This window comes from Streptomyces sp. NPDC002206, assembly GCF_053593595.1.
Map to the genome: position 1 here is coordinate 411,660 of NZ_JBSFCW010000001.1, position 21,893 is coordinate 433,552.

Sequence of the window (21,893 nt, forward strand, 5' to 3'; positions counted from 1 at the left end):
TGACCTCTGTGACCGAAGGGTTCCTTCGGTTTTGTCATGCGCATTGTTAGGGGCGCGCCCGTGCGGAGCAAGAGCCTGTTTTCGGCCTGAGGGCTGTCCCCTAATCCCTGGTGGATCAGCGTGCGGCGTCGGATGCGGTGCATCGCAAGGCCGAAGACGTCGACGGATACCCGGCCGAGATCCCGCAGGAGCGCCAGGAGGCCCTGCGCAGACTGCGGCAGATGTGCCGTCAGGAACTCGAAGGATTCGTCGAGGTGATGGCGTACGGGATGCCCGCCTACGAGCGGAACGGCGTCGGCGAGGTCGCCTTCGCCGGCCAGAAGAGCTGCATCTCCGTCTATTTGCTGCGCTCCGACGTCCGCGAGGCCTTCGCGGAGCGGCCGGCCGGATACGACATGGGCAAGGCGTGCCTGCGCTTCCGCAGGCCGGAGAACATCGACTTCGACCTGGTGCTCGACCTGTTGCGAGCCACGGCGGCCGGACCGGGCACGGTCTGCTGAGGAGGTCCCCGGGCCCTGGCGGGCGTCCGTAGAAGCCCCTCGCGCCGGCCGGATCACCTCATGGCCGGAGGCATCCCACCGCCCCGATTGCGTACGGTCGATTCATGACGACCGACCACGAGTCCGCGCTCGACCTCGACGCGTACCTCGCCCGCATCGGCTGGACCGGCGAGCGGCGCCCCACCGTGGAGGTGTTGCGCTCCGTGCACCGCGCCCATGCACTGGGCATCCCGTTCGAGAATCTGGAGCCTGTGCTCGGCAGCGCGCCCTCGCTCGCGCTCGCGGATCTGCAGGCGAAGCTCGTACGCAGCAAACGCGGCGGGTACTGCTACGAGCAGAACACCCTGCTCGCCGCCGCACTGACCGCGCTGGGCTTCAAGATCACGCTGCTCTGCGCCCGCGTGCTGATGGGTGCCGCGCCCGGGGACGTACGGCCCCGCACCCACATGCTCATGCGGGTCGAGGTACCGGGTGAGCCGACGCCGTATCTCGCGGACGTCGGCTTCGGTGCGAACAGTTCGCTGCTGGAGCCGATCCCGCTGGTGAAGGACGCCGAGCTCTACGACGCCCCGCGTCGTCACCGGCTCGTCCACGCACCGCACGACGGCCCACTGGAGCTGTGGAAACTGCAGACGCACGCCCCGGGCGGGGAGTGGGAGGACCAGTACGCGTTCACGCTGGAGCCGTTCGAGGCGCCGGACTACGAGGTCATCAACTGGCACATCGCGACCAACCCGCGCTCCCCGTTCCAGCACCTGCTGTACGTCCAGCGCACCACCCCGGAAGCCCATCTCGCGCTGATGGGCCGCAGGCTCGTGGAGACCGCGCCGGACGGCACGCGCAAGGAGCGGGAACTGACGGGCGGCGACGAGGTGCTGCGGGTCCTCTCGGCCGACTTCGGCATCCGTCTCCCGGAGGGCACCCGCCTGCCGGAGTGAACGCGCCAGGCGGCGGGCCTGATGAGCCGCGGCCCTCGGCTCGCCGCCCGCCTTCCCGGCGGGCCGTGCCGACCGCTTCGAGGCGAGGCCATCCGCGCCACGCATCCCTCTTCCATACGATGGCCGACCCATCGCCGGGGGCCTTGGTCACGGCCCACGCCTCCCTCACGTGGCGCATCTCACCGGTCCGGCCCGTCACACCCCTATTCCAAGCTCCGCCCCCGCCCGCGCCCGGGGATCCCACTGTCCGGGGCGGGGCGTACATGGCGATGGAAGACGCGGCGGGCGGGCGGCGCTACCCGGGTGGGTCAACCTGCGGGGAATCCCCGCGCCGCCCGTGAAACACGGCCGTAAGCTCGCTGACATGCAGGTCATCCAGTCCACGAAGCTCGCCAATGTCTGTTACGAAATCCGGGGCCCCGTGCTCGAGGAGGCCATGCGGCTGGAAACAGCCGGTCACCGCATCCTCAAGCTGAACACCGGCAACCCTGCCGCGTTCGGGTTCGAGTGCCCGCCCGAGATTCTCGAAGACATCCTGCGCAACCTCGCCGGGGCGCACGGCTACGGCGACGCGAAGGGCCTGCTGTCGGCGCGCCGGGCGGTGATGCAGCACTACCAGACCAAGGGGATCGACCTCGGCGTCGAGGACATCTACCTGGGCAACGGCGTCTCCGAGCTGATCCAGATGTCGATGCAGGCGCTGCTCGACGACGGCGACGAGGTCCTCGTACCCGCTCCGGACTATCCGCTGTGGACCGCCTCGGTGTCGCTGGCCGGCGGTACGGCGGTGCACTACCGGTGCGACGAGCAGGCCGACTGGATGCCGGACCTCGCCGACATCGAGCGGAAGATCACCGACCGCACCAAGGCGATCGTGATCATCAACCCGAACAACCCGACGGGTGCGGTCTACGACGACGAGATGCTGCGCGGGCTGACGGAGATCGCCCGGCGCCACAACCTGGTCGTCTGCTCCGACGAGATCTACGACCGGATCCTGTACGACGGAGCGACCCACACCCCGACCGCAGCAATCGCGCCCGATCTGATGGTGCTGACCTTCAACGGGCTCTCCAAGAACTACCGGGTCGCCGGATACCGGTCGGGGTGGCTGGCGGTCTGCGGTCCGAAGGCGCACGCCTCCTCGTACATCGAGGGGCTGACCATCCTCGCCAATATGCGGCTCTGCGCCAATATGCCGTCGCAGCACGCGGTGGCCACAGCGCTCGGCGGGCGGCAGTCGATCAACGACCTGGTGCTGCCGGGCGGCCGGATCCTGGAGCAGCGGGATGTCGCGTACGACCTGCTGACGCAGATCCCCGGGGTGACCTGTGTGAAGCCGAAGGGCGCGCTGTATCTCTTCCCGCGGCTCGACCCCAAGGTCCACAAGATCAAGGACGACCGGCAGATGGTCCTCGACCTGCTGCGGGCCGAGAAGATCATGGTCGTGCAGGGTACGGGGTTCAACTGGCCGGAGCCCGATCACTTCCGCATCGTGACGCTGCCCTCGACCGAGGATCTGACGGATGCCGTCCAGCGGATCGGGAACTTCCTGGACGGATACAGCCAGCCCTGACCAGGGCGGCGGCCCACAGTATCGGATCGCAGACAACTTTAGACTGATTCCAAGCTAGGATGGTTCCAAGCAACACCAGGAGGCCATCCATGTACGAACCGATCCGCACCAAATCGGTCCACACACCGGCCGACCACGCCGACGACTTCCCGCACCGCTCCCGCGAGGAGGAGCTGGACATCCAGCTGGCCGGACACCTGGCCGCGCTCCTCGCGGTGACCGACGAGCTCGGCCTCGGCGAGGCGGGCGACCGCGTCGCCGAGCAGGTCGCCCGGTTGCGCGGCGCACCGCCCGCCCGGCACGCCGGCTTGACCGACGCCGCACCGCACACGCTCCACCGCCGCGCGCACGCCCTCGCGGGCCGCGCGCTGGTGGTGGCCGCATCCCGCGCCGACACCGCGGCCGCGATCCTCGCCGCCGAGCGGATGGACGCGCACACGGCGGCGATGGCCGCCACGACCACCCCGCCGCCCGCCGCCACGTCCGGCACCACCGCGCCCGCCCCCGCCCCCGTGCGGCTGGTCGGCGCCCTCTGACGGCCCCGGTCCGCGGGCCGGTGAGGCGCGCGGACCGGGTGCCATTCGCCTGCCGGTCCCGGTCAGGCGTTCACGAGTGCCCTCGAGCCCAGCTTCTGCCGGGCGAATTCGAGGTTGCCGGTCACGCGGTCGCGGTGATCGGTGGGCACCTTGCCGCCCTTGAGGAGGCGTTGGCTGCAGCGCTTCGACTCCGCATAGTTCGCGGTCCAGTAGGCAGCTACGGCGAGTTCGTCGAGCGAGCGCCAGTTGTACCATTCGAACTCGACGAACAGGGTGTCGTTCGGGTACGGAATCTGCGCTGCTTGCCGCGCGAACATGTACGCAAGGGGCCAGCGCGGGCCGTTCATGCGGCAATAGCGTGCGAGTTCACCGAGGGCTTCGGCACGCGAGGGACGGCTTTCGTGCGCGCGCAGGTAGCGGTCGATCACCTCGGCCGGCGGCCGGTCGAGTTGTGCCGCAAGCCGTGCGGCGTAGAGATGGGCACAGAAGACCTCCTCGGCGAAGCCTCCCATGCCTGCCCGGCGGTCGTAGGCGGCGAGTGACTTCTCCGGCTCTCCGGCATCGCGCCAGCTCTGGGCGAGGTAGAAGACGTAGCGGGAGTTGTCGGGTTCCTTGATCAGGCCTTGCTGAAGGGTCTCGGCATCGCGCAGGTACTTATTCCGCTGACCTTCCCCCTTCAGGCGTGCACCGCCCCCCACCGAAAGGATGTTGGCGCCTTTGAATGTCCCGCGACTGTACGACGTTCCGCACTCGATGTACTCGTGCAGGACACCGACGTAGCGCCAGGGCAGCCGGGTCGAGACCAGGGCGGAGCGCCAGTGGATCAGGGACCCGGCGTGAAGTGCGACTCTGTAGGCGTCATGAGTCAGCTGTGGCATCCGAAAGCCGGGCTCCACCTCCATCAGGTCGTCGGCGTCGATGAACAGCAGATAGTCCGCTTCGCCGCGCGCCAGGTCGATCGCCTCGCTGCGGCTCCCGTCGTATCCCTTCCAAGGACTCTCGTGCAGGGCGCCGGGCAGATCACTGAAGACGTCACGGATGACGTCCTGGGTGCCGTCGGTCGAGCCCGTGTCCAGGATGACCCAGGTGTCGATCAAGGGGCGCACGGATTCGAGGCAGCGTCGGATGACATGGGCCTCGTTCTTGACGATCATGTTCAGGCAGACTGTCGATTTCACAGGTTTCACCCAACTCTGTGAGGTAAATAGCCGGAATGTAAAGGCACTTGGCTGCCCGACACCGGTCACGCAGCCGCGTCGAGTTGGCGCGGGAACGGCTCGCTGCGCCGTTCCCGCGGCGGCACGGAGCAGAACCGGGCTCTATCGCTTGCGCTTCAGAAGCGCGACGGTCAGACCGCTGAGGGGGACCGTCCCGGAGGTGGTGTACTTCGCACGCAGCACCCTGGCCTGATCGGCGGGGACACTATTCAGAGGATCCGGATTATTACCCGGTACCACCACCCAGATTCGGCTCTCGCCTCTCAAGCACGTGACCGGCACCGGACAATAAACCGGATACAGTTCGTTGTTCTCGGCCGCCGATGTGGCGACGAAAACTTCCCGCAGCTTCGGACCGGATCGAAGATAATAGCGAACTCCCTGATCGAGCATCCATGGAGCCCCCTTGACATATACCGCCGCATCCCCGGAGCGGTAATATTTCTCGATGGTTCGCGCGGCTGCCATGTAATCCGCATTATGCGGGACATCGTGTTCGAATTCTCCTCTCATCCTGCGCTGGTCGGGCAGCACAAGCAGACCGAATACGGTCAGAGCCACGCCAACCGACAGCCAGGACCGCGTCGCCCGGGCAAGTCCGGCCCCCGCCAGCACCGCCCAGGCCGGCACCGTGAACATGGCGTACTGAAAACGGAAATAGGAGATATCCCCATGGGAAGCCACCCACAACACAAAGGGAGGCAGGACGGCCACGGTGAAGCACAGCAGAACGGCATCGCGGCGCTCCATCCATGCCATGGCGGCCAGCGTGATCACCACTCCGGCACACAGGCCCGAGGCGAACACCTGGGGCCAGATGCCGGCCAGACCCCACGCGTCGGGCTCAGGAACCCAGAAGAGCTGGCGGGACGCCTGCGACGTGCCCAGGACGACCACCGGAATCACACAGGCTGCACCGGCCAGGGCCGCGAGGCAGAAGCGCCACAGGACGCCGCTCTCCTGGCGGGCGCGGAGGACAACCGCGACACAGTGCCCCGCCAGAACGGTCAGCGCGACCAGGTGCAGTAGCCCGACAACCGCCACACACAGGGCATACCCTGCCCAACGCCACCAGCGTCGAGGCATATCGAGCGCACGGAGCAGCAGGAACGTCGCCAAGGTCGCGGCCAGGACCACCAGGGCGTAACTGCGAGCCTCCTGAGCGAACCGGCTCACGACGGGAATCAGGGCGAAGAGCATCCCGCCGCACATCCCGGCACGCGGGCCGAAGAGCCTGCGCCCGATCAATGCCACAAGAGCCGCTGTTCCGCTCATGGCCAGCACCGAGGGCATGCGCATGGCCGCCTCCGAGTCGCCGAAGACGGCCATCCACCCGTGCATCAGGACGTAGTACGTAGCATGCACCGCGTCGACGTTGTGCAGCATCGCCAGAATCTGGCCCATGCTGCGATGGCCCACATCCGAGGTGACGAGCTCATCGGTGCCCAGCTGAGGGCCGTTGATCCGGAGGAACGCGATTGCCAGCGTGGCCAGCGCCGGCCACATCCATAGACCGACAGATGCCCCAAAGGGTCGTTTCCGCCTCGTGGTTTCCGGCTGAGTCTCTGCGGTCCGAACAGGACGAGTAAGGGTTGTCACGGAAACAGTCATAATGCCGCCGCGTTGTCGGCCGGGACAGCCACGGACGGAGAAAGCCGTCATTCCCCTGATCGGCCCCAGGCGTGGCGTTCCCAAACCGATAATCCGGATCGCGCACCGACCGGAGTAGGCACAGCACGCCAATGGATCTCTTATGGGTTACTTACGCTGGGCCATTGTATTGATCATTTCGCATACCACTCAACCGCATTGTGCTCACTGTCGAAAGATCCCGAAGAAGGCTCGAAGGAGCTTCCGGACGAATCCCATCGGTTCCCCCAAGGAGTAATGCAGATGAGTCCTGAAAACGGGACCCCATCCCGGCTGGGCCCGCTTCCCCGGCGCGGCAAGCAGCTCGCCGGCGGTGCAGTGGCATCGCTGGCCCTCGTGATGATCGGCTTCACCAGCCCCGCGCTGGCGATCGCCGCGTCGTCGCACACGGCCGGAGTGACCCCGGTCGGCGCGCAGAGCGCCGACAAGTGCAAGGACAAGGACAAGAAGCACCGCTACGGTGCTGCCGGTGCCCTGGGCGACAACGGCAAGGACAAGGACAAGTGCAAGGACAAGGACAAGAACAAGGGTAAGAAGGGCAACACCGGAGCCACCGGAGCCACCGGAGCCACGGGCGACACCGGCAACACCGGCGACACCGGAGCCACGGGCGACACCGGCAACACCGGCAACACCGGGAACACGGGCGACACCGGCGACACCGGAGCCACGGGCGACACCGGCAACACCGGGAACACGGGCGACACCGGCAACACCGGGAACACGGGCGACACCGGCAACACCGGAGCCACAGGCGACACCGGCAACACCGGCGACACCGGAGCCACGGGCGACACCGGCAACACCGGAGCCACGGGCGACACCGGGAACACCGGCGACACCGGAGCCACGGGCGACACCGGCAACACCGGGAACACCGGCGACACCGGGCCGTGCATCAGTGTCGACTCGGTGCGGCCCAACGGCAACGAGCAATTCCTCGGCGCACTCTTCAACGGGGTGCCGTTCTACGGTAGGCGCGACACCAGGGCAGCCGCCGGCGGCGACAATAATGCAAACATCACCCACGGATCGGCGAACGACGACGGCTGGGGAGACCTGAGCACAATCAAGGGTTTCCCCGACGACAAGACCGTCTGCGGCATCTCGGTCGACGGGGCCCAGGGAAATGACGCCTTCTACAAGATCATCACCACGGATGGTGACGTCTTCACCCTGCACTGCAAAACTAATGGGGACGCCATCCAATGCCCCGCCCTGGATGCTGAAGGCAACCCCACGTCGCAGTGGACGGAAGTATCGGATCTGCCGAACTCGCCGGGTTTCAGCTCCAGCGGGCCGCCGCTGAACGGGAGCCAGCAGTCCAGCAACCTGAGCTGGCTGGATCAGCTGATGAACAGCCTCGCCGGCAACAAGGCGATGGAGCCGGGCATGGACGCAGCCGAGAAGGGACTCTCGAAGAGCTAGAAGCGGTCCTGACCTCGTTGGGATCCCTCTGAAGTGTGCCGTGCCCGGGACCGTCCGGGCACGGCACACGTGCGTGCGCCGTGCAGCGCAGCCCAAGTCCTTCCTGTGATCGGGTTGCGGAGAAAATCGGCCGCTCCCGTTGCGTACTGGGATGCGCACTTCACCTTCCGTCCACTCAACTCCGTCCGGAATGTGGGTTTCCGCGAGCACGCTGCCTGTGTGAGACGCATCGTGGGAATCGTCCTGGCGGTGCTGCTGATCGGCGGAGTGGCAGTAGCCGTCGTAGCAGGCCGCGACAGCAAGGACACGAGCACGGCAACGAAGACCGTGCGTGGAGTGATCGGGTCGGAGAAGGCGGAGTTCTTCGCCGATCCCGATGTGGTGAAGGCCCTCGCTGCCAAGGGCTTCACCGTGAAGGCGGAGACGTCCGGCTCCTGGGCCATGGACCAACTGCCTCTGAAGGACTATGACTTCGCCTTCCCGGGCTCGAAGGCGCCCGCCGACGAACTGCAGCGCAAGTCCTCCGTCAAGGGCGGACCGATCCGGCCCTTCTACTCGCCGCTCGTCGTCGTCGCCCACCGAGGCGCCGCACAGGTGCTGGCGGACAACGGGCTGGCGACACTGAGCGGCAAGTCCAGCGGGAAGCTGCTCATGGGTCCGTATCTGAAGGCCGCGAAGGCGGACCGGACCTGGCAACAGCTCAAGGGTGCTGGAAAACACGCCGAGTTGACCGGGACGGTGTTCATCACGACCACCGATCCCGTCTCGTCCAACTCCGGCGCGCTGTACCTCGCCGCCGCCTCGTACGTCGCCGACGGCGGCCGGGTCGCCGCCGACGAGGCCGCGATCGACCGCACCGCGCCGCTGCTGAAGAAGCTGATCCAGGTCCAGGGGGCGCAGCAGACCAGCAGTGACGCGCCGTTCCGGGACTTCATCAGTGGAGTCGGCAATCCGCTGGTCCTGGTGTACGAGTCGCAGGTCGCCTCGCTGCTGCTGCAGAAGCAGGATCTCGGGGACCTGGTCGTCCTCTATCCGGACACCACCGTCTCCAGCGACCACACCCTCGTACCGCTGACCGACTCGGGACGGCAGTTCGGCGAGCTGCTCTCCACCGACCGGCGCCTGCGTGAGCTCGCCGTACGGCACGGCTTCCGCCCCCAGGGCGCGGCGGCCGAGTTCACCGCCGCGACCGCCGGTCACACCGACTACATCGACCGACAGCTGACCGGGATCCGCCAGGCGCCCGTGCCCACCGCCACGGTGCTGCGCGCGATGGCCCGCCGGACCCGCGGCTGATGACCCACGCTTCCCGGGAGACCTCACCCATGACCGAAGCCGAGCCGCAGCCGCTCGTCCTCACCCCGCCCGAGCCCGTCGCCCCCGTCCGCACCGAGCAGGCCGCCGGTCTCGTCCCGGTCGACGACTCCGTGCGCACGGAGATGACGCGACGCGCCACCGAGTACGTCGGCAGCCTCGCCGGGCTCGATGCCCGCTCGCCCGAGTTCACCACCAGGATCGGGGAGATCGCCGCCCTCGGGCAGGGCGACATCCGCAGCGCCGCCCAGCAGTCCAACCGGATGCTGGACCGAACGGTCCGCGAGCTCTCGGCCGGATCGGGGGACGGGGACGCGCAGTCGAGGGTCGGTGCCTCGCTCGTCGAGCTGCGCCGCACCGTCGAGGACCTCGATCCGCGCGACACCCCCGGCCGCGGCGCCCGCCGGCTGCTGGCGAAACTTCCCGGCGGCAACAGGCTGCGCGACCATGTCGCGAAGTATGCCTCCGCACAGTCCACCCTCAACCGGATCGTGGGCTCGCTCCGCGGCGGCCAGGACGAACTGCGTCGCGACAACGCCGCTCTGCACACCGAGCGCACCCGGCTCTGGGAGACGATGGGCAAGCTCCAGGAGTACGTGGTCCTCACCGAGGCCCTGGACGGCGCCGTCGAGCAGCGCATCCGGGCGACGGAGGCCGCCGACCCCGTACAGGCGGACGCCCTGCGCGCCGATGTGCTCTTCCCCGTACGGCAGAAGCATCAGGATCTGCTGACCCAGCTCGCGGTCTGCGCGCAGGGGTATCTGGCGATGGACGTCGTACGCCGCAACAACGAGGAGCTGATCAGGGGCGTCGACCGGGCCGCGACCACGACGGTCTCCGCGCTGCGGATCGCCGTGATGCTGGCATCGGCGCTGGAGAGCCAGCGCAAGGTGAGCGAACAGGTGCAGGTGCTGCGCTCCACGACGGAGGATCTGATCCGCGGCAATGCGGAGATGCTCGCCACGCAGAGCGGGGAGATCCAGCGGATCGCCGCCGACCCAGCGGTGGGTGCGGAGACGCTGCGGACGGCGTTCCAGCAGATCTACCGGACGCTGGACGCGATCGACACGTACAAGGTGCAGGCGACCGAGTCCATGGCGGCGACCGTCGAGTCACTGACGGCCGAACTCCAGCAGGCAAGCACCCACTTGGAGCGCAGCCGGTCCGCGGGCGCCCTCGAGGGCGGTGGTCTCGGATGACGGGCCGGCTGAGAAGGCTGCGGCGCCGGGTGTCGCGCACACTCGCGTCGCTGCTGGCCGTCGCGGTGCTCGTACCGCTGGCGGCGTGTTCGGCGACGGACGGTCCCGCGGCGCCCGGGAAGAAGGACGACGGCGCCCCTCGGGCCGGGACGCTGCGGGTGCTCGCGTCCAGTGAACTCGCCGATATGAAGCCGCTGTTGGCGCAGGCACGGAAGGCGACCAGGATCAGCGTGCGGCCCACCTGGACCGGGACGCTCGACGCCGTCGACCAGCTCGGGTCCGGGAAGGCGGACGGGGCGTACGACGCGGTGTGGCTGTCGTCCGACGACTATCTGCGGCTCCGTCCGGACGCGGCGAAGCGGATCACTTCCGAGACCCCGCTGATGACCTCGCCGGTCGCCCTCGGCGTCAAGCCGTCGGTGGTGAAACGACTCGGCTGGGACGCGTCGGATGTCACCTGGACGCAGGTGCATCAGGCGGTCGCCGACGGGCGGCTGACGTACGGCATGACTGATCCGGCTCGTTCCAACTCCGGCTTCTCCGCACTGGTTTCGGTCGCCTCGGCGCTGTCCGGCGCCCAGTCCGCGCTGACCGACGCCGATGTGCGCAAGGCGAGCGGGAAGCTGAAGGAGTTCTTCGGCGGGCAGCGGCTGACCTCCGGTTCGTCCGGCTGGCTGGCCACCGCGTACGCCAGGCATGGCACGGTCGACGCGCTGATCAACTACGAGTCCGTGCTGCTCTCCCTCAACCGGGACAGTCACACCGGGCTCACCGTGATCCGCCCGCGCGACGGTGTGGTGACGGCCGACTACCCGCTGAGCCTGCTCTCCGCCGCCTCGCCCGACGCCAAGGACGCGGTCCGCGCCCTGACCTCGTACCTCCGCTCCCCCGCCGTGCAGCGGCAGCTGACCCGGGAGACGTTCCGCCGCCCGGTCGTCGCCTCCGTACGGCCGGCGGCGCCGCTGGCCGCCGAGGCCCGCCGGGAACTTCCGTTCCCCGGCTCGCGATCCGTCGCGGACGGACTGCTCGACAGTTACGAGAACAAGCTCCGGCGGCCCTCGCGCACCGTGTACGTGCTGGACACGTCCGGGTCGATGGAGGGCGAGCGGCTGCGGAAGCTGAAGGCGGCGCTGACCGGGCTGACCGGGGACTTCCGGGAACGGGAGGAGGTCACGCTGCTGCCGTTCGGGTCGTCGGTGAAGCGGGCACGTACGCATACGGTCGATCCGGCCGACCCGCGGGCCGGGCTCGCGGCGATCAAGGCGGACACCGCCGCCCTGACCGCAAGCGGCGAAACCGCGATCTTCTCGAGTCTGGAGTCGGCCTACGACCGGCTGGGTCCGGACACCGAGTCCGCGTTCACCTCGATCGTCCTGATGACGGACGGCGAGAACACGACGGGCGACTCGGCCGACGACTTCGCCGCCTTCTACCGCTCGCTCCCGGCGGCGCGCCGCGTCACCCCCGTCTTCCCGGTCGTCTTCGGCGACTCGGACCGTGCGGAACTGGACGCGATCGCCACCCTGACCGGCGGCCGGCTCTTCGACGCGACGAAGGACCAGGGGCCGGGCTCCCTGGACGGGGCATTTGAGGAGATCCGTGGCTACCAGTAGATCGTCGGGCCGGGTCATGGCGTACGTCGAGTCCCGCAAGAATCTCACCGGGAGTGCGTGCGGGATCGCCGGGCTCGCCCTCACCTTCACCGGACTCGCCGGTGCGTACTGGCCGGTGGTGATCGTCGGGCTGTACGGCGCGGGCGCACTGCTCGCCCCGCCCGAGCGGCCGCCCGCCCCGGACTTCCCCGATCCGTCGTCGCAGCTGGAGACGGTGCGGGCCGACTTCGCGACCCTGCGGGAGTATCTGGCCGAGGTGGAGCTGCCGCCCGCCGCCTCCGGGCGGCTCGCCGAGCTGATCGGGCTGCTGGAAGGGCTGCTCGCACCCGGCTGGGTCTCCGAGGCCCTCGCCACCGACCCGGAAGCCATCCACGCCCTGTCCCGCGCCGTGCACCAGGACATCCCGGAATCCGTCGACACGTATATGCGGACCCGCTGGTGGACACGGCTGACGCCGGGCACCGAGCCGCCCGAGCGCCCGCTCGAACAGCAGCTGTCGCTGCTGCACCGGGAGGCGGAGTCGCTGGCCGCGGGGCTGCGGGAGGCCGAGGCGCGCCGGCAGCAGACGCATACGCGGTACCTGGAGGACCGGGGCCGGGCGAACTGAGTCCCGCACAGGCCCGTCCGGCCTCCGTGCGCCCCCGCCGGAGGCAATGTGAAGGAACGACGAAGCGCCGTGAAGATCTCGTGCGCTGGCCTGCAGCGCTGTGCGGACGTTCTCTATAAAAGGGGCGGGAAAGGGCGGCCCCCGGAACCGTCAGGGAGTTCCGGGGGCTGTACCGCGTCGGGCCGTTGACCCACAGGTCAGGGTGGATGTCGGGAGACCCGGCCGCGGAGTGTGCATGGGGGGCGCACTTCGGGAGTGCGCCCCGGCGGGCGTCAGCCCAGACGCTGGACCAGCGCGCGGTACTCGTCCCACAGCTCCTTCGGCGTGTGGTCACCGAAGGTGTTGAGGTGCTCGGGAACCAGCGCCGCCTCCTCGCGCCAGACCTCCTTGTCGACCGTGAGCAGGAAGTCCAGCTCGGACTCGGAGAGGTCCAGGCCGTTGGTGTCCAGGGAGCCCTTGGCGGGCAGGATGCCGATCGGCGTCTCGACGCCCTCGGCCTTGCCCTGGAGGCGCTCGACGATCCACTTCAGGACGCGGCTGTTCTCGCCGAAGCCCGGCCACACGAACTTGCCCGCCTCGTTCTTGCGGAACCAGTTCACGTAGTAGATCTTCGGCAGCTTGGACTGGTCGGGCTTGTCGGCGCCGACCTTGATCCAGTGGTTCATGTAGTCGCCCATGTTGTAGCCGCAGAACGGCAGCATGGCGAACGGGTCGCGGCGCAGCTCGCCGACCTTGCCCTCGGCGGCGGCGGTCTTCTCGGAGGCCACGTTGGCACCGAGGAAGACACCGTGCTGCCAGTCGAAGGACTCGGTGACCAGCGGTACGGCCGAGGCGCGGCGGCCGCCGAAGAGGATGGCCGAGATCGGCACACCCTTCGGGTCCTCCCACTCCGGCGCGATGATCGGGCACTGCCCGGCCGGCACGGTGAAGCGGGCGTTGGGGTGGGCAGCGGGCGTCTCGGACGCGGGCGTCCAGTCGTTGCCCTTCCAGTCCGTGAGGTGGGCGGGGGCCGTCTCGGTCATGCCCTCCCACCACACGTCACCGTCGTCGGTGAGCGCGACGTTCGTGAAGACGGAGTTGCCCCACATGGTCTTCATGGCGTTGGCATTGGTGTGCTCGCCGGTGCCGGGCGCGACGCCGAAGAAACCGGCCTCGGGGTTGATCGCGTAGAGGCGGCCGTCCTCGCCGAACCGCATCCAGGCGATGTCGTCACCGATGGTCTCGACGGTCCAGCCGGAGATCGTGGGCTCCAGCATGGCGAGGTTGGTCTTGCCGCAGGCGCTCGGGAACGCGGCGGCGACATACTTCGACTCACCCTGCGGCGGCGTGAGCTTCAGGATCAGCATGTGCTCGGCGAGCCAGCCCTCGTCGCGGGCCATCACCGAGGCTATGCGGAGCGCGTAGCACTTCTTGCCGAGCAGGGCGTTGCCGCCGTAGCCGGAGCCGTACGACCAGATCTCGCGGTCCTCGGGGAAGTGCGAGATGTACTTGGTGGAGTTGCACGGCCACGGAACGTCCTCCTGACCCTCCTCCAGGGGCGCGCCCAGCGTGTGGACGGCCTTGACGAAGAAGCCATCGGTGCCGAGCTCGTCGAGGACGACCTGGCCCATGCGGGTCATGGTGCGCATCGAGACGGCGACGTACGCGGAGTCGGTGATCTCGACGCCGATCGCGGACAGCGGGGAGCCGACGGGGCCCATGCAGAACGGGACGACGTACATCGTGCGACCGCGCATGGAGCCGCGGAAGACACCCTGCTCACCAGTGAAGATCTCCCGCATCTCGGCGGGGGCCTTCCAGTGGTTCGTCGGGCCCGCGTCCTCCTCCTTCTCGGAGCAGATGAAGGTGCGGTCCTCGACACGGGCCACATCGCTCGGGTCGGAGGCGGCGTAGTACGAGTTCGGCCGCTTCGTCTCGTCGAGCTTGGTGAACGTGCCGTTGGCCACGAGCTCCCCGCACAGGCGCTCGTACTCGGCCTCGGAGCCATCGCACCAGACCACACGGTCCGGCTGGGTGAGGGCTGCGATCTCGTTCACCCAGGTGACAAGCTCCTGGTGACGGGTGGGAACAGTGAGGGGAGCCGCGATGTCGCGCGCCACGATCGCTCCTTTTTGAGGGTGTCTTCTTGGTAGGTGCCCCGTGGGGGCCGCGACCCGGATGCTTCGTAGCCGCTCATCCGGTGCCGACCGCACTCATTTGATCATCCGACCGATTCGCCCATATGTCCAGGGGGCCGCCCACGTGAGCATCACCACTCGAGTTCGCAACCTACGGTGGCGTAGGTAGCATGCGGACATGACTGCTGCCGCCGCGCCCGAACCAGCCGAGGCCGAACCCGAGGTCGCACCAGCCGGGCTCGACCCGGCCGAAGCGGCGCCGTTCCCGGTGAAGCCGCACCTGCGCGGCTGGCTGCACGCCGGAATGTTCCCCGCGGTGCTGATCGCGGGGATCGTGCTGATCGCGCTCACGGACAGCACCCGCGGCCGGATCGCCTGCGGCATCTACATCGTGACCGCATGCCTGCTCTTCGGAGTGAGCGCGGTCTACCACCGCGGCACCTGGGGTCCGCGCGGCGAGGCGGTGCTGCGCCGGCTCGACCACGCCAACATCTTCCTGATCATCGCGGGCACCTACACGCCACTGACCTTGCTGCTGCTCCCGGAGTCGACCGGGCGACCGCTGCTGTGGGCGGTCTGGGCGGCGGCCGCGGCCGGCATCGCCTTCCGGGTTTTCTGGGTCGGCGCCCCCCGCTGGCTCTACACACCCTGCTACATAGCGATGGGATGGGCGGCGGTCTTCTTCCTGCCCGACTTCATGCGCACCGGCGGGATCGCGGTGCTCGTCCTGGTGATCGTCGGCGGGCTGCTCTACAGCGCCGGCGGCGTCATCTACGGCATCAAACGGCCCAACCCGTCACCCCGATGGTTCGGCTTCCACGAGGTCTTCCACTCGCTGACCCTGGCGGCGTTCGTCGTGCACTACGTCGGCATCTCGCTGGTGGCGTACAACCACAGCTGAGCGCCCCCTCCTGCCCCACAGTGGCCGCGGCTCGAAAGCCGCGGCCACTGTGCATGCCACCGCTCCGGCCCGGACCGGTGGACGGCAGCATGGCCCCGGCGCCCGTCGATGCCCGACAATGGCGATCATGGCCGCCACCTCCCGTACCCCGCCTCCCACCTCCGTCGAGGCGCAGCCCCGGCCGGGGCTGCGCGAACGGAAGAAACTCAAGACCAGGATGGCGATCCGGCGCTCGACGTACCGGCTCATCGCCGAGCAGGGGTACGACGCGACCACGATCGAGCAGATCGCGGAGGCGGCCGAGGTGTCGCCGAGCACCGTCTTCCGGTACTTCGCGACCAAGGAGGACATCGTCCTCACCGACGAGTACGACCCCCTCATGGAAGAGGAGCTGCGCAACCGCCCCGCGGACGAACCGCCGCTGCAGTCACTGCGGTTCGTCGTGACAGAGGCACTGGCGGCATTCCTCACCACCGAGGAGGAGGAACTTCGCCGGCGCACCCGGCTGATGGTGGAGGTCCCCGCGATCCGGGCGCGGATATCGGAGACCATGTCGGACACGGCGAACGTCCTGGCCCGGGTACTCGCCGACCGCAGCGGCCGCAGCGCCGACGACCTGCAGGTCCGGGTGTTCATCGCGGCGGTGCTGGGGGCGCTGCGCGAGGTGACGCTGTACTGGGGCGAGCACGGTCAGGAAGGTGACCTGATCGCGATGGTCGACCAGGCCCTGGACACGCTCGAGGGCGGCCTGACGCTCTGACGCCTCCGACGCGGTCGAGCCGGGGTGACCGAGCCCGGCAGCCCCCGGTCACCCCCCGAGCTTCCGCGCCAGCTCCTGCGCGTCCGTCGTCGGCGCATCGCACACAAAGTGCCGGCAGACGTATGCGGTCGGCGCTCCGTCCACCATCGGCCGGTCCGCCAGCAGCGGAAACTCCGTACCGCCCGCCGCGCCCGCCGCGACCACCGCCCCCGGCGCCCGCCCCCGCAGCGCCGTGCGGTGCAGTTCGCCGCCGACCGGACCGGCGACCGCCACCTCGCGCGGACCGTCGAGCAGCGCCTCCGCGACCGCGAGTCCCCACCCGATGAACCGCGGCACCCGCGGCCCCAGCGCCTTCACCACCCCCAGCGCACCCTCCGCGGCGGTGCGATGGGCCTCCGAGCCGGTGTGTGCCGCGTAGGAGAGCAGCGCCCCGGCCGCCGCCGTCCAGCCCGCCGGGGTCGCACTGTCGGTGGGGTCCTGCGGGCGGCGGATGAGCTGTTCCGCGTCGTCCGCCGTGTCGTACAGCTGCCCGCCCTCGCCGGTGAAGTGCTGGAGCACGATGTCGAGCAGGAAGCCGGCGAACTCCAGCCAGACACCCTCGCCGGTGACGGCGGCCAGCGCGAGGAAACCCTCCGCGACATCGCCGTAGTCCTCCAGCACCCCGGCGTTGTCTCCCGTCCGGCCGTCCTTGGACGTCCGGGCCAGCCGGGCGACGTCACCCATATGGACCCGGACCAGCAGGTCGGCCGCCTCGGTGGCGCGCTCGATCAGATCGGGACGGTCGAAGTACGCCCCGGCCTCGGCGAGCGCGGCGATCGCCAGACCGTTCCAGGCCGCCACCACCTTGTCGTCCCTTCCGGGACACATCCGCTCCTCGCGGGCCGCGAGCAGCCGGGCCCGTACATCGGCGGCCCGGTCCGCATCCACCGCCACGTCGGTGCGCGGCAGTTGCAGCACGGAGGCGCCCTCCTCGAAGGTGCCCTCCTCCGTCACCCCGAAGAGTTCGGCGGCGAACGCTGCGTCCTCCTCGCCCAGCACCTCGCGCAGCTGCGCGGACGTCCACACGTAGTACGCACCCTCGACGTGCTTGCCGTCGCTGTCCTCGCTGTCCGCGTCGAGCGCGGAGGCGAACCCGCCCTCCGTAGTCCGCAGCTCCCGCACCATGAAGTCGGCGGTCTCCAGCGCGACCCGGCGGGCCGGCTCGGACCCCGTCGCCCGCCACAGATGGGCGTACACCCGGCAGAGCAGCGCGTTGTCGTAGAGCATCTTCTCGAAGTGCGGTACGACCCATTCCCGGTCCACCGAGTACCGGGCGAACCCGCCGGCGAGCTGGTCGTACATCCCGCCCCTGGCCATCGCCTCACAGGTATCGGCGGCCATCTGGAGGGCGCCCTCGGCGCCGGTGCGCGCGTGGTGGCGCAGCAGGAACTCGATCGTCATGGACGGCGGGAACTTCGGGGCGCCACCGAAGCCGCCGTGCTTCTCGTCGTACTCACGGCTCAGCGCGAGCAGCGCCTGCGCCAGCTCCGACTCGCCCGGCAGCCCCTCCCCGCCGTGCGCCAGCGAGCGGCCCGCCAGATCACGGACGATGCGCCCGGCGACCTCGGCGACCTCGTCGCGGCGGTCGGTCCAGGCGGACACGACACCTTCGAGCACCTGGAGGAAGGACGGCATGCCGTGGCGGGGCTCGGGCGGGAAGTACGTACCGAAGTAGAAGGGCTCGGCGTCGGCGGTCAGGAAGACGGTCATCGGCCAGCCGCCCTGACCGGTCGCGGCCTGCACGGCCTCCATGTACACGGCATCGACGTCGGGCCGCTCCTCGCGGTCGACCTTCACCGCGACGAAGTGCGCGTTCAGATACGCGGCGACCTCCTCGTCCTCGAACGACTCGTGCGCCATGACATGGCACCAATGACAGCTCGCATAGCCGACGCTCAGCAGCACCGGCACGTTCCGGTTGCGCGCCTCCTCGAACGCCTCGGGCGACCACGGCCACCAGTCGACCGGATTGTCCGCGTGCTGAAGGAGATACGGGGAGGTGACCTGCGCGAGTCGATTGGGCATACCCCCATCCTTGCGCACCGGGCGAAGCGACTGCGGCACGCCACGGGCCGGGGCCGTGACTCGCACCCCGGGCGGTCACGGCCGATCCCCTCGCTCTCTCGCGCTCAGCCGCCCCACACAGGACACTTGTCCCGAACCGAAGCTCTCGGAGGGGGACGAACATGCGGGACAGCCACCGGGCCGAAGCCGAACGGCTGTTGGTACGCGCCGTGGAGGAAGAGGTGCGCCGATCGGGCGGCCGGACCGACGCCGCGGCGCTGATGGCGCGTGGGCGGGCCGCCCTCGATTCCCTGGTGGCCGACGCGGGCGAGGAGTACGCCGCGTACGTCCAGGCACTCGACGCGATGGAGGCCGGGCAGCAGCCCCTGTCGCAGCGATTCAGCAAGGCGGCGATGGGAACTCCCCTGCTGGTGACGGGGGTTGCCGCAGCTGCCGCGTTCTGCGCGGATGTCGCGCTCGGCACTTCGGCCGGGCCGGCGCTCGGCGCAGGCGCCGTCGTCGCCGTCGCGGGCGCCGCGACCACCGTCGCCAAGGTGACCGCCTCGCACTGGCCCGCCGCCCACCGGAAGGCGGGTGCGCTGGGTCAGCCCGGCGGCCCCGAGCAGCTGCGGCTGCAGTGGCTGGCGGCGCTGGAGGTACGGGGTATACGCCCGTTCCTGGACCAGCAGCGGATGCTGACCGCGTCGTCCCGTGCGCCGAAGAAGAAGGCCGCCACCGTCGTGCCGCAGCTGCGCGGCGGGGACCGCAGTGCGGCGGCGCGCACCCGGTCGTTGCTCGGCCAGTCCTTCAGTCATCTGCCCGCCCCCGACGGGCCGTTCGCGGGTCGCCGGGCCGAGCTGGCGCAGATCGCCCGGTGGGTGCACGCGGCCCGGGCCTCGACGGAGACGAAGCCGACCGTCGTCGTGCTGCACGGCGAGCCCGGTTCGGGCCGCACCACCCTCGCCGTTCGGGCGGCACACGAACTGAAGGACCAGTTCCGGGGCGCCTGCGTGGTGGATCTGCGCTCCGACATCATCGGCGAGAATCCGCTGCCGACCCGTGACGCACTGCTGCATCTGCTGAACCGCCTGGGCGCGCCCCGCGAGCAGCTGCTGTTCCGGGACGGGGTCTCCCCCGGTCGAGAGGGGTCGAAAGCCTGGGGAAGGTCCTCCGCGGAGCAGCAGGTGCGACGGCTCGGCGAGCTGTACCACCAGCATCTGACCGGTACGCCGGTGACGGTCGTCCTCGACGACGCCGGCGACCCGGCGCAGGTCCGCACGCTCATCCCTGAGCGCTCCGACAGCCTGGTCCTGGTCACCGCCCGTGCGCCCCTGGACCTGCCCGCCGACATCCCGGCCTGGGTGCACCAGCTGCCGGTGGGGCCTCTGGACGCGGCAGGCGCGGAGGAGTTGCTGCGCGCGTCGGCCGAGGAGCAGGAGCTGGGGCCGTACGACTCCCAGTCGACCGACACCATCACCGAGCTGTGCGGCAGCCTGCCGCTGGCGCTGCGCGTCGCGGGGTCCTCGCTCGGGGCGCGTACCCGCAGCTCGCTGGCCACCGATCTCGCCGCGTACGGTCCGGTCGCCCCCGTCGAGCGGACGCTGTGGCTGCGCTACACCGACCAGTCCGAGCAGGCGCGGCGGCTGCTGCGCCGGCTCGCGCTGGCCGGGCGCGCCAGCCTGGGCGCGGCGGCGGCCGCGGCGCTGCTGTCAGCCGAGGAGCAGGAGGCGCAGCGGCTGCTGACGGTCCTGTGCCGGGCCGGGCTCCTCGATCATGTGCGGGGCTCGCGTTACCGCTTGCACGATCTGGTACGGGGCTTCGCCCTCGCCCGGCTGCTGGACGAGGAGGGGGCGGCAGACCGTACGGCCGCGCAGGAGCGGCTGATCCACAACTATGCGGAGCTCGCCGGTGCGGTGATCCGGATGGTGGACGGCAAGATGTCGACCCGGGCGGGGCAGTTCGGCTCGCACGGCTTCACCTCGCTGGACGCGGCGCTGCGCTGGCTGGACGACGAGTCGAGCTTCATCACCTCCGCGCTGCGGCACGCGGAGGGCGTCGACCAGGGGGCCGTGCTGGATCTGCTGGGCGCGCTGTGCGACTACTGCCTGCTGCGCGGCGACCTCTACCGGCTGGGCGAGATCAGTGAGTTGACGCAGGCCGTCGACAAGGGCTTGCTCGAGCGGTCGGTCCAGTGGCGTACCGGTATCGCGGCCCGGCAACTCGGTGAGCTGGACAAGGCCCGTACCACCTTGTCCTCGGTCGTCGGCCTCTACCGTGAGGCGCAGAACGAGGCGGGCACGGCGCTGGCGCTCTGCTCGCTCGGCATCACCCTGCACCACCAGGGCAACCTGACCGAGGCGGCGGCGCGGCTGCGCGAGGCGATCGGGCTGCAGTCCTCGGACGAGCAGGCCGCGGACCGGGCGTGGTCGCTGCATGCGCTGGCCGCCGTCGAGCGTGACCGCGGTCGTCTCGCCGAGGCTCTGGCCCTCCTCGACACGGCACTGGTCCTTCACCGGGAGGGCGAGTCGCTGCACGGCGAGGCGTGGGCGCGGTTCCAGCTGGGTCAGACCCTGCTGCGGATGGGCGATGTGGCGGGGGCCGACGAGGCGCTGCGCACGGCGCTGGATCTGTACGGCCGCACCCGTGACGAACGCGGCGAGGCCTGGGCGCTGACCCAGTTGGCGCGCGCCCGGCTGCTCGACGGCGACGCGGCCCCGGCGGTCGACGAGCTGCGCCGGGCGCTGTCCCTGCACCGGGACAGCGAGGACGCGCGGGGCGAGGCGTGGACGCTGTACTACCTGGGGCAGGCTCTGGAGGAGACCGGCGACACCGATCAGGCGGTTCGGGAACTGGAGCGGGCGCGCACGATGTTCTCCCGGATGCGGGATGTGTACGGGCTGGCGTGTGCCCGGCACCACTCGGGCCGGGTCACCCGCGACCAGCGGGCCGCCCAGACCGGCAATCTGCGCAACTCCGGCTTCGCCCGGCAGCTCCTGGTCGACGCCCGGGCCGACTTCCGGCGGATCGGTGTCGCCCACGGCGAGGCGTGGACGTGTCTGGAGCTGGTTCTGATCGACGCGGGCAACAACCGCGCGCCGCAGGCGCTGGCCCTGTGCGACGAGGCGGCGCAGCTGTTCGACTCGTACGACGACACGCGGGGCGCCGACTGGGCCCACTTCCTGCGCTGCACGCTGCTGCCGTACGCGTCGGCGGGCGGCACGGAGGTGGGCACGGTGGTGGCCCAGCAGGAGCTCGCCGACCTGCTCGGGGCCGGCCATCCGACCCGCGACAGCAAGCTGGAGGACTGCGCGGAGGCGTTCACGGTGGTCCTGAACCGCGGGGTCGATCTGGAGGACGGCTGGCAGGCCTGGCGCCTGGGCATGACACCGACCCGCCATGCCCGCGAAATCATGGGCGTACCGGTGGGGGCGAGGTCGTAGGACGGGGCCGAGGCCTCTTGCCGGGCACTCGTATGTGCCGGACGGGCGGTGGAT

16 protein-coding genes are annotated in these 21,893 nt (G+C 69.7%); 12 read left to right on the plus strand and 4 right to left on the minus strand.

Translation table 11 applies throughout. The features are described from left to right. Positions 1-110: 110 nt before the first annotated feature. The 4 genes from ACWCP8_RS01880 (at position 111) to ACWCP8_RS01895 (ending at position 3,550) form a co-directional block, all read left to right on the plus strand. Positions 111-500 carry an iron chaperone gene (locus ACWCP8_RS01880; RefSeq protein WP_352267634.1) on the plus strand — a complete coding sequence of 130 codons (390 nt, stop codon included), beginning with the start codon at positions 111-113 and terminating at the stop codon, positions 498-500. A 104-nt stretch (positions 501-604) separates the two neighbouring features. Continuing rightward, complete coding sequence (locus ACWCP8_RS01885; RefSeq protein WP_451113917.1) at positions 605-1,438, plus strand: arylamine N-acetyltransferase family protein; 834 nt, start codon at positions 605-607, stop codon at positions 1,436-1,438. A gap of 364 nt (positions 1,439-1,802) precedes the next feature. After that, positions 1,803-3,014 (plus strand): pyridoxal phosphate-dependent aminotransferase, encoded by a 1,212-nt coding sequence (locus tag ACWCP8_RS01890; RefSeq protein WP_030969252.1) that lies wholly within the window; start codon positions 1,803-1,805, stop codon positions 3,012-3,014. Between the two features lie 89 nt (positions 3,015-3,103). Continuing rightward, entirely contained in the window at positions 3,104-3,550 is a 447-nt protein-coding gene (locus ACWCP8_RS01895) for an SCO4983 family protein (RefSeq protein ID WP_451113918.1), read from the plus strand. 62 nt (positions 3,551-3,612) lie between these two features. Here ACWCP8_RS01895 and ACWCP8_RS01900 read toward each other — a convergent pair whose 3' ends face one another. Beyond that, positions 3,613-4,797, minus strand: coding sequence for a tetratricopeptide repeat-containing glycosyltransferase (locus ACWCP8_RS01900; RefSeq protein ID WP_352267631.1), 1,185 nt, complete (start codon positions 4,795-4,797; stop codon positions 3,613-3,615). Between the two features lie 72 nt (positions 4,798-4,869). Continuing rightward, positions 4,870-6,273 carry a glycosyltransferase family 39 protein gene (locus ACWCP8_RS01905; RefSeq protein WP_451113919.1) on the minus strand — a complete coding sequence of 468 codons (1,404 nt, stop codon included), beginning with the start codon at positions 6,271-6,273 and terminating at the stop codon, positions 4,870-4,872. 387 nt (positions 6,274-6,660) lie between these two features. On the opposite strand from ACWCP8_RS01905, the gene ACWCP8_RS01910 reads away from it, so the two are divergent. The 5 genes from ACWCP8_RS01910 to ACWCP8_RS01930 all read left to right on the plus strand — a co-directional run bounded on the left by ACWCP8_RS01910 (position 6,661) and on the right by ACWCP8_RS01930 (position 12,578). Then, a complete protein-coding gene (locus ACWCP8_RS01910; RefSeq protein WP_451113920.1) occupies positions 6,661-7,845 on the plus strand; it encodes a hypothetical protein in 1,185 nt (394 codons plus the stop codon). Between the two features lie 192 nt (positions 7,846-8,037). After that, positions 8,038-9,141, plus strand: coding sequence for a substrate-binding domain-containing protein (locus ACWCP8_RS01915; RefSeq protein WP_451113921.1), 1,104 nt, complete (start codon positions 8,038-8,040; stop codon positions 9,139-9,141). Next, entirely contained in the window at positions 9,141-10,358 is a 1,218-nt protein-coding gene (locus tag ACWCP8_RS01920; protein ID WP_451113922.1) for a toxic anion resistance protein, read from the plus strand. Before ACWCP8_RS01915 ends, ACWCP8_RS01920 begins: the two co-directional genes overlap by 1 nt. Next, positions 10,355-11,971, plus strand: coding sequence for a substrate-binding and vWA domain-containing protein (locus ACWCP8_RS01925; protein WP_451113923.1), 1,617 nt, complete (start codon positions 10,355-10,357; stop codon positions 11,969-11,971). The genes ACWCP8_RS01920 and ACWCP8_RS01925 overlap by 4 nt, the downstream gene beginning before the upstream one ends. 16 nt (positions 11,972-11,987) lie before the next feature. Then, on the plus strand, positions 11,988-12,578 hold the full coding sequence (locus ACWCP8_RS01930) for a hypothetical protein (protein WP_451114127.1): 591 nt from the start codon (positions 11,988-11,990) through the stop codon (positions 12,576-12,578). Positions 12,579-12,850: 272 nt separating this feature from the next. On the opposite strand, the gene ACWCP8_RS01935 is transcribed toward ACWCP8_RS01930, so the two are convergent. Beyond that, positions 12,851-14,677: a phosphoenolpyruvate carboxykinase (GTP) gene (locus ACWCP8_RS01935; protein WP_352267622.1), complete on the minus strand. Its 1,827-nt coding sequence runs from the start codon at positions 14,675-14,677 to the stop codon at positions 12,851-12,853. A 196-nt stretch (positions 14,678-14,873) separates the two neighbouring features. On the opposite strand from ACWCP8_RS01935, the gene trhA reads away from it, so the two are divergent. Beyond that, on the plus strand, positions 14,874-15,596 hold the full coding sequence (gene trhA, locus ACWCP8_RS01940; RefSeq protein ID WP_356005274.1) for a PAQR family membrane homeostasis protein TrhA: 723 nt from the start codon (positions 14,874-14,876) through the stop codon (positions 15,594-15,596). Positions 15,597-15,723: 127 nt separating this feature from the next. Further along, a complete protein-coding gene (locus ACWCP8_RS01945) occupies positions 15,724-16,356 on the plus strand; it encodes a TetR/AcrR family transcriptional regulator (protein ID WP_451113924.1) in 633 nt (210 codons plus the stop codon). A 48-nt stretch (positions 16,357-16,404) separates the two neighbouring features. On the opposite strand, the gene ACWCP8_RS01950 is transcribed toward ACWCP8_RS01945, so the two are convergent. Next, a complete protein-coding gene (locus tag ACWCP8_RS01950; protein ID WP_451113925.1) occupies positions 16,405-18,420 on the minus strand; it encodes a thioredoxin domain-containing protein in 2,016 nt (671 codons plus the stop codon). Between the two features lie 161 nt (positions 18,421-18,581). Here ACWCP8_RS01950 and ACWCP8_RS01955 point away from each other — a divergent pair, with 161 nt between their 5' ends. Next, entirely contained in the window at positions 18,582-21,839 is a 3,258-nt protein-coding gene (locus ACWCP8_RS01955) for a tetratricopeptide repeat protein (protein ID WP_451113926.1), read from the plus strand. The last annotated feature ends 54 nt before the right edge of the window (positions 21,840-21,893 follow it).

What these genes read in the sequence shown, in the direction of transcription:
- ACWCP8_RS01945 (WP_451113924.1), top strand. Translation starts at nt 15,724, where the DNA reads ATGGCCGCCACCTCCCGTACCCCGCCTCCCACCTCCGTCGAGGCGCAG.
- ACWCP8_RS01895 (WP_451113918.1), top strand. Translation starts at nt 3,104, where the DNA reads ATGTACGAACCGATCCGCACCAAATCGGTCCACACACCGGCCGACCAC.
- ACWCP8_RS01930 (WP_451114127.1), top strand. Translation starts at nt 11,988, where the DNA reads ATGGCGTACGTCGAGTCCCGCAAGAATCTCACCGGGAGTGCGTGCGGG.
- ACWCP8_RS01955 (WP_451113926.1), top strand. Translation starts at nt 18,582, where the DNA reads ATGCGGGACAGCCACCGGGCCGAAGCCGAACGGCTGTTGGTACGCGCC.
- ACWCP8_RS01890 (WP_030969252.1), top strand. Translation starts at nt 1,803, where the DNA reads ATGCAGGTCATCCAGTCCACGAAGCTCGCCAATGTCTGTTACGAAATC.
- trhA (WP_356005274.1), top strand. Translation starts at nt 14,874, where the DNA reads ATGACTGCTGCCGCCGCGCCCGAACCAGCCGAGGCCGAACCCGAGGTC.
- ACWCP8_RS01920 (WP_451113922.1), top strand. Translation starts at nt 9,141, where the DNA reads ATGACCCACGCTTCCCGGGAGACCTCACCCATGACCGAAGCCGAGCCG.
- ACWCP8_RS01885 (WP_451113917.1), top strand. Translation starts at nt 605, where the DNA reads ATGACGACCGACCACGAGTCCGCGCTCGACCTCGACGCGTACCTCGCC.
- ACWCP8_RS01950 (WP_451113925.1), bottom strand. Translation starts at nt 18,420, where the DNA reads ATGCCCAATCGACTCGCGCAGGTCACCTCCCCGTATCTCCTTCAGCAC.
- ACWCP8_RS01905 (WP_451113919.1), bottom strand. Translation starts at nt 6,273, where the DNA reads ATGTGGCCGGCGCTGGCCACGCTGGCAATCGCGTTCCTCCGGATCAAC.
- ACWCP8_RS01910 (WP_451113920.1), top strand. Translation starts at nt 6,661, where the DNA reads ATGAGTCCTGAAAACGGGACCCCATCCCGGCTGGGCCCGCTTCCCCGG.
- ACWCP8_RS01925 (WP_451113923.1), top strand. Translation starts at nt 10,355, where the DNA reads ATGACGGGCCGGCTGAGAAGGCTGCGGCGCCGGGTGTCGCGCACACTC.